This is a genomic window from Microcoleus sp. SVA1B4, assembly GCF_036700545.1.
Taxonomy (GTDB): domain Bacteria; phylum Cyanobacteriota; class Cyanobacteriia; order Cyanobacteriales; family Microcoleaceae; genus Microcoleus.
Map to the genome: position 1 here is coordinate 22518 of NZ_JAUBPB010000077.1, position 8446 is coordinate 30963.

Below are 8446 nucleotides of genomic sequence, written 5' to 3' on the forward strand. Positions count from 1 at the left end.
AAATAATATAACAAGGTGTTGACCGTTGCTCCCATGTCGATCGAAATATGTAATTTAAATGTACCACAACTTAACTAATAACTGATGACTACTCACTGAGAACTAATGACTGCTAACTAATTATTGCTAGCGAGAGTGCAATGCTGGATTTGACGATCGCCGGTACAATGCGATCGCACGCCATTCTCGCCCCAGAAAGGTTTCTGGCAACTGGCCCCACTTGCAGCGCGGCTAAACCACCAGTCAAAAATAATTCGCATCCGGGCCAACGTAGGTGTTTGTCTAAGACTGGCAAACCTTTAACTATTTCAATGGGATGCGTTTCTAGCATTTCTTTGAACATTGGTTCGGCTGCAATGTCTAGTTTGGTGCCGGTTGCTAGCCAAATTCGATCGACAAATAACGTCTCCCCACCGCTGCAATCAACAGTCCATCTGTTATTTTCCCACCGCACGCCAACAACTTCGCACTGTTCGTGAAATGTCAGTTGTTCGCTGTGGGAGAGCCTCCGCAACTGTGTCATAATTTCCGGTGTCATCGAGCCACCGTTGCGGGCTTGTTGAATGGTTTCCCAACGCGAATGGCAATCTGGTTCGGCGGCGAATCCTTTGAGGTATTTTGGCCCCAACCAACCGGGTTCGGCATCAAATAGTTTTTCTTGGAAATAACGCCTAGTCATTAACAGGACTTTTGCTCCTCTGGCAATTGCTCCTACTGCTAAATGTCCGCTGGTTAGTCCGCCCCCGACAATTAATATTTGTTCTCCGTGCAATTGCAAATTTCGCAAATCTACTTGATGGGAGTGGCGAATTCTTTCGGGGGGATGCTGTGTTTGAATTTGATTTGCCCACGCTGGTAAATGCGGTTTTCCACTGCCGGCGGCGACGATTACTCGGCGGGCGATCGCACTTTTTCCGTCTTCAAACCACAGGTGGAAACGGCCGGATTTCGGCTGAATGCGGGTTACTTTTGCTTTGATAACTCGATCGCCCAATTCCCACCGTTTAATTGTGTCGCCGCAAAATTCCTCAAATAACCGACTTCCGGGCAAATCGTAGGGGGGAAACAATTCCGAGGAGCGATTTTCGGCAAACCTCCGCAATTCGTAAGGGTTGGGATCGGGGTGGTGCACTGCGGGCGATCGTAAATGCCCAATTTCTAAAGCTGCAAATTGCCTCCGCCACTGAGTCAGCCATTCGCCGCTCGGATCGAATGCTAAAAGTTTATCCCGGAGGCTCTTGCGTTTTTTTAATATGTGTGCAGTAAGAGTCAGGGCGTGGGGCCCAGCGCCGATTAAAGCTAAATCAATTTGGGGCGGCGTGGCTTCTGAGTTCGCTTGCATGAGAATTGCTAATTTGCGAATGATAACAATTCTCATTATTATAGGTCGATCAAGCCTCAAGTTTACGTCTTTCCAGAACCAGCAGGATTTCTGTTCCGCAAAAAGAGACAGGATGATACGCAAAAGCTCAGAAACCCTCTTGATGAGAGGTTTCTGCCCCGACAGGGACGCACTACGACGCTCAGAAACCGGGTTTTTTAGCTCACCGAAATGAAAACCGCGATCGGAAAGTTTCCGGGCGATCGTCCGTTGGCGTAACGATATAAGTAAAAAACTTGTAAAAAAAACTTAGCCGACAGCCTGTGGCGCTGTCTCAATTGCCAAAGCCCGCTTTCGATCGCTAACGAACCCTCATCTCTGATTGCAGTGCCTGATTGACTGAGGCTAGTTTCATTGTCCGCTTCTGAACTTTGGCATTTAATGCCTGATTCACTTCTCAGAGGAGGCAACTTGTTGTGGCATCTGGGCACATAATTCAGCTTGCGATCGGGCGAATCCCAACTGATCCGCAATCTGGCGAACAAACTCGATTTTCTCTGCTTCCGGCTTTAAATCCAGGCCCTGCCGCATTCTACTCATGAGATTAAACTATGATCTAAACTAGATATTAGATGCTTGAAGCGGATCTCCTTCAAGTAGCGGTTTCAAAAATACTCTTAAGTACCTGATTAGCGTCTTAAGTTCCTCTTCCATGAACTGCGATCGTTCAATAAGCCTTAGCTAAGTCATTTTCTACTTAGTCTCAACTGAAGTATCAACAGCTCTTACATAAAATATTAAGTCGGGTTTTTAAAATCCCTCTTTCAGTAATGCTTGTTCAAAATATGTTAAGAAAAATGTAATTAATGAATAGCACTGCAGATAGAGGGACAATAATAGATAGTAACTATAAGAAGCTTCAGACTTCACAGAAGCAGTAGGAATACGTAGATATGGCTAGCATAAAAAATCTTGTTCTAGGGTATCACATTAACGAGCAAATATACGCAGGCAATCGAACTCTAGTTTATCGCGGCTGTCGGTCTTCTGATCAGCAGCCCGTAGTGATCAAGCTGCTGCGAAATGACTTTCCCCGCTTCAACGAACTGGTTCACTTCCGCAACCAATACGTCATTGCTAAAAACTTAGAGATCCCTGGCAGTGTTAAGGCATACAGCCTGGAGACATACCATAACCACTATGCTCTGGTGATGGAAGACTTTGGGGGAATTTCCTTATGTAGCTACCTCGCTCGTCTAGCATCCGAGAGCAACGAACCCCTAGAAGGCTTGCCCGTTAGCGAGTTTCTGCCTATTGCGATTCAAATTGCCAACTCCCTCGACGGACTTTATCGCCACCACGTCATCCATAAAGACCTCAAACCTGCCAACATTCTGATTAACCCCACCAGCAAACAAGTCAAGCTGATTGACTTCAGCATCGCTTCCCTACTGCCTCGCGAAACCCAAGAAATTCAAAATCCCAACGTGCTCGAAGGCACCTTACCTTACATATCTCCCGAACAAACTGGGCGAATGAACCGAGGCATTGATTACCGCACAGATTTTTACTCGCTGGGAGTCACATTCTACGAATTACTAACAGGAAAGTTACCCTTCCAAGGGGATGACGCAATGGATTTGGTACACTGCCACCTCGCCAACCAGCCCCTCCCAGCCTCAAGTGTAAACCACAGCATTCCATTGGTGCTGTCTGAGATTGTCGGCAAACTGATGGCAAAGAATGCTGAAGCTCGCTATCAAAGCGCCCTAGGACTCAAGTTTGACTTGGAAACTTGTTTATTTCAGTGGAAAGAAACAGGGAGGCTAACTAACTTTAAAATAGGGGAGCGAGATTTGTGCGATCGCTTCATCATCCCAGAAAAATTATACGGTAGAGAAACCGAAGTATTCTCCCTGCTATCGGCCTTCGAGCGCGTGAGTGCCGGCAGCACCGAAATGATGCTCGTTGCCGGTTTCTCCGGCATTGGTAAAACCGCTGTTGTCAACGAAGTTCACAAACCAATTGTGAGACAGCGTGGCTACTTCATCAAAGGCAAATTCGACCAATTTGCGCGCAGCCAGCCCTTCTCAGCTTTTGTACAAGCTTTTCGCGATTTAATGGGACAATTGCTCTCGGAAAGCGATGCTAAAGTTGAGGAGTGGAAGACTCAAATCCTGGCAGCATTGGGCGAAAATGCTCAGGTAATCGTTGAGGTAATTCCCGAACTAGAGCGGATTATTGGCTCGCCACCCCCGGCACCAGAACTCGTCGCCAGTGCTGCCCAAAATCGCTTCAATCGGTTATTCGAGAACTTCATCTCTATCTTCACCACTAAAGAACATCCCCTCGTTATTTTCTTAGACGACTTGCAATGGGTAGACTCAGCCTCATTGAAGTTGATTCAACTCCTGACGAGCGATCGCGATCGGCGCTATCTCTTTTTAATTGGAGCGTATCGAGATAACGAAGTTTTTCCTGCACACCCTTTGATGGTGACATTAGCCGACATTCAAACAACCGGAGCTACGGTAAACACCATTACTCTAGATCCGCTTGAGCACTTCCATTTGAATTGTCTGATTGCCGATACCTTAGCTTGTTCTACAGCGTTGGCTCAGCCTTTGACAGAACTCGTTTATCAGAAAACCCAAGGCAACCCATTTTTTAGCACACAATTCCTCAAATCTTTGCATGAAGATGGGATAATTGAATTTAATTTTGAAGCTCGGTATTGGCAGTGCGATATTGCTAGAGTCCGAACCTTGGCTCTAACGAATGATGTGCTAGAATTCATGGCACTTCAGTTGCGAAAATTGCCAGCCCGGACACAGGAAGTTTTAAAGTTAGCTGCTTGTATTGGCAATCAGTTCGATTTGGCTACATTAGCAATTGTTGATGAGAATTCACCAACAGAAACAGCAACAGCTTTGTGGAAAGCATTGCAAGAAGGGTTAATTTTACCAGTTAGCGATGTTTATAAATTTTATCAAGAATGTGGTAACAGTTTATCAAAATCAATCACTGGAGAAGAATCCGAGCAATTGCCAGTTAACAATGACCAATTAGTTAAATACAAATTTTTCCACGATCGCGTCCAACAAGCAGCCTATTCCCTCATTCCTGAAAACCACAAGCGCTCTACTCACTTAAAAATCGGTCAACTGCTGTTAAAGAATACGCCCGAAGCCGATCGAGAAGAAAGAATGTTTGATATTGTCAACCACTTGAATGTGGGAGTAAATCTAATTACCCACGAGCTAGATAGGGAGCAATTAGCACGGTTAAATCTGGTTGCCGGAAAGAAAGCTAAAGCTGCTACTGCCTATTCTGCGGCGGTTGAATATTTAAATATTGGCACAGAATTACTGGCAGTAAATAGTTGGGAGAATCAATACGAACTAACATTAGCGCTGCATACCGAAGCAGCAGAAGCGGCGTATCTAAGCGGTGACTTTGACCGGATGGAGACATTAGCATCACTCGTGGAAAGCTGCGCCAAAATGCTACTGGACAAAGTGAAGGTATATGAAGTACAGATAGAAGCTTATATGGCGCAAAATAAGCTACAGGAAGCCCTGAATACAGGGTTGCCAGTCTTAAAGCAGTTGGGGGTAGAGTTTCCCTCCGAGCCAAATTTCTCTGATATTGGACAGGCACTAGGAGAAACCGCGTCAATTTTGAGCGGAAAGGGAACTGAGGACTTAATTGATCTTCCTCTGATGACAGATCCTCAACAACTAGCAACTATAACGATTCTCTCAAGCCTATTTTCTCCTGCCTACATAGCGCTGCCACCACTGGTGCCTTTGGTAGTTTGCAAACAGGTCAATTTATCTGTCCAATATGGCAATGCTTCTTTGTCTCCCTATGCTTTTGCCATATATAGTTTTCTTCTCTGTGGCATGGGAGATATTGAGCGGGGCTATCAATTAGGTGAACTTGCTGTACGTCTAGTGTCAAAATTAAATGCCAAAGAAATCCAAGCGAAGACATCCGCAATGGTGCATTCTGGTATTCAACCCTGGAAAGAACACCTCAGAAACACCTTAGAACCTTTGCTGTCAGATTATTTTTGTGGGCTGGAAACTGGAGAGTTAGAATTTGCTGGCTATGCTATCTATGAATACAGTTATTATTCGTATTTTATTGGCAAGCAACTAACGCAACTCGAACGAGAGATAGCAAGCTACGCAGATGCCGTTAGTAAAATTCACCAGGAAGCAGCACTTTCTTATCTAAAAATTTGTTGGCAAGCCGTTTTGAACTTGATAGGAAGAGCGCAAGACCCATGCCATTTAAAGGGAGAAGCCTACGACGAAGAGACAATGTTGCAACTGTATCATCGAACCAATAACTACCTGGGAATTCATTACTTATACTTGCACAAACTTGTGCTTTCTTATCTGTTTGAAAATTACTCGGCAGCCTTTAAAAATATCGCTGAAATAGAAAGTTATTTGAGCGCAGCTTCAGGGCAGATAACTGTTGCCATCTTCTATTTCTACGATTCTCTAGTGAGGTTGGCGGTGTATTCTGACACTCCAGAGTCTGAGCAACAGGAAGTTCTTGACAGAGTACAAGCTAATCAAGAAAAAATCCAGAAATGGGCGCATCATGCCCCCATGAATCATCTGCATAAATTCTATCTAGTAGAGGCAGAACGGCATCGGGTTTTAAACCAAAAAATAGAAGCGCTTGAGATGTACGACAAGGCGATCGCCCTCGCCAAAGAAAACGAATACCTCAACGAGGAAGCTCTAGCTCACGAACTCGCTGCTAAATTCTATTTAGAATGGGGTAAAGAAAAACTGGCAAAACCTTATTTAATTGATGCTTACTATGCTTACGCTCGTTGGGGAGCAAAAGTAAAGATTGACCATTTAGAACAGCGTTATCCCCAATTGCTTGCTGTGATCCTGCAACAGGAGCGAACTCGCCAGAATCCGAGCGAAACAATTCACACATCGACCCATAGTGAATCATCCCTATCTAACACGAATAGAACAATTATCGGTAGCACCAGCAGTTGGGGCTTAGTAGATTTGCCGACAGTAATCAAAGCTTCTCAAGCTCTATCGAGCGAAATTAAACTCGATCAATTGCTCACTACCCTCATGCAAGTGGTGGTAAAGAATGCCGGAGCACAAACCGGAGCATTAATTTTGAATGAAGAGGGAAACTGGAGGATAAACGTCCACTGCACCAACCGCCAAGACTGCCTTCTGCAATCAATGCCGGTTGAGGAGAGCGAAGTAATTCCTCTCACCCTGATCAACTACGTCAAACGTACAAAAGAAACCCTGATTTTTGATGATGCTAGCAATCAACCAAGATTTGCATCTGACCCCTACATAGTCCACCACCAACCTCAGAGCGTGCTTTGCACTCCGATCAGCGAGCGAGGGAAAATGATGGGGATTTTGTATTTGGAAAATAATTTAGCGACTGGGGTATTCACGGGCGATCGCGTCGCCATCCTCAACATCCTGTGCTCCCAAGCAGCAATTTCCTTACAAAACGCCAGACTGTATCAACAATCCCAGGAATATGCCCAAAAACTAGAACAGTCTATCCACGATCTCAAACAGATGCAGTTGCAATTGGTACAGGGTGAGAAAATGTCGGCTCTGGGAAATTTAGTCGCAGGGGTAGCCCACGAAATTAACAATCCCGTAGGCTTTATCGCGGGAAATTTGCAACCGGCTATAGAATATGTGGGGGATTTATTCAATTTGATTGATTTGTATCAAGAAAAATTTCCTAATCCGGGAGGAGAAATTGAAGCAGAAATTGAAGATATGGACTTGGAGTATTTGCGAGAAGATTTGCCCAAATTGATTGGTTCAATGAAGGAGGGAGTCGAGCGCATCCGCAATATCAGTACGAGTTTGAGAACGTTTTCCAGAGCAGATAGCGATCGACCAGTTGCTTTCAATATTCACGATGGACTTGAAAGCACTCTGCTAATTCTCAAGCACCGTTTAAAAGCCAGCGAGTTCCGCCCTGCCATTGAAATTGTGAAAGAGTATGGTAACTTGCCCCTAGTGAAATGCTTTCCTGGACAGTTAAACCAGGTATTTATGAATGTGCTGGCTAATGCCATTGACGCTCTGGAGGAGTCAAATAAGGGGCGCTGTTTTAGTGAAATTAAAGCCCTACCTAATCAAATCACGGTTCAAACTGCTCTGAGCGAAGACAACAATCAGGTTGTGATTCGGATTAAGGATAATGGAGTGGGGATGTCGCCCGAAGTCAAGGAAAACATCTTTAACCACTTATTTACAACCAAGCCTGTGGGTCAAGGAACCGGATTAGGATTGTCGATCGCCCACCAAATTGTGGTGGAAAAACATGGAGGTACATTAGTGGTGAATTCTTCTTTAGACCAGGGTTCGGAGTTTGTGATTTCTATTCCGTGTGAGCCTTTTGTAGTAAGGCTTGAGGGCAATTAGCAGACCATCGAAATGACAAGCCACGTTGTTAGAATAAACAGGAAACTGGGCACGGGGAACGAGCAACAGGCTAGGGGTTGTCGTGCTAGAAACTGGCGACTACGGACTTGGAAAACAAAGAATCGAGGCTAATTTTCCCATCATCAGCCCGCACCTTATTCGTGATTGAGACAGCGGTTTCCAACCGCCCGCTTTACCAACACTCTCCCCTTTTTTTGTGCCCGTTTTGAGTCAAGAGTTCCCTTGAGATTTTAAGCCTCTACCTTGCCGAAATGAAAGCAGCTATCATGCTACTCAGATTGTGGAGGTGAACTAACCTGACGGTCAACTGGGTACAGTTAGACCGCAGGCTTCTTTTTCCTTTTTTTCAAAGGCTTTTTTGAGTGACGGAGTTCCCCCGCCACTTTCATAACTCAGACCAATCTTTCTGACGAGTTTAGCTGAATTTTCGTCTCGATCTAAAGATTCCCCACACTGGCAAGAATGCCACCGTTCCGATAATTCTTTCGGGACTTTATTGAGGCAGTTCCAACAGTGCTGGGAAGTTCCCTTTGGATCAACAAATAAAACACTTTTACCTAGTTTCCAGGCGACATATTTCAGAACGTTGGCGAATTGCCCGTGAGCAGCATCAAGCATGGATTTATTCAAACCACTCTTAGCTGACTGA

4 protein-coding genes are annotated in these 8446 nt (G+C 45.0%); 1 reads left to right on the top strand and 3 read right to left on the bottom strand.

Features of this window, described 5'->3' with window-relative positions; genetic code table 11:
* Positions 1-112 precede the first annotated feature (112 nt).
* Positions 113-1378, bottom strand: a complete 1266-nt coding sequence (locus tag QT987_RS25590) for an FAD/NAD(P)-binding protein (RefSeq protein WP_445299731.1) — start codon at positions 1376-1378, stop codon at positions 113-115.
* A 161-nt stretch (positions 1379-1539) separates the two neighbouring features.
* Positions 1540-1866 carry a hypothetical protein gene (locus QT987_RS25595; RefSeq protein WP_333245906.1) on the bottom strand — a complete coding sequence of 109 codons (327 nt, stop codon included), beginning with the start codon at positions 1864-1866 and terminating at the stop codon, positions 1540-1542.
* A 408-nt stretch (positions 1867-2274) separates the two neighbouring features.
* On the opposite strand from QT987_RS25595, the gene QT987_RS25600 reads away from it, so the two are divergent.
* Positions 2275-7776, top strand: a complete 5502-nt coding sequence (locus QT987_RS25600) for an AAA family ATPase (protein ID WP_333245908.1) — start codon at positions 2275-2277, stop codon at positions 7774-7776.
* A gap of 324 nt (positions 7777-8100) precedes the next feature.
* On the opposite strand, the gene QT987_RS25605 is transcribed toward QT987_RS25600, so the two are convergent.
* Positions 8101-8446 (bottom strand): transposase (locus tag QT987_RS25605; protein WP_333245910.1); only part of this gene is annotated, 346 nt, incomplete at its 5' end.

Bases quoted from the DNA above. Each gene is read 5' to 3' on its own strand.
- QT987_RS25590 (WP_445299731.1), bottom strand. From the start codon at position 1,378: ATGAGAATTGTTATCATTCGCAAATTAGCAATTCTCATGCAAGCGAAC.
- QT987_RS25600 (WP_333245908.1), top strand. From the start codon at position 2,275: ATGGCTAGCATAAAAAATCTTGTTCTAGGGTATCACATTAACGAGCAA.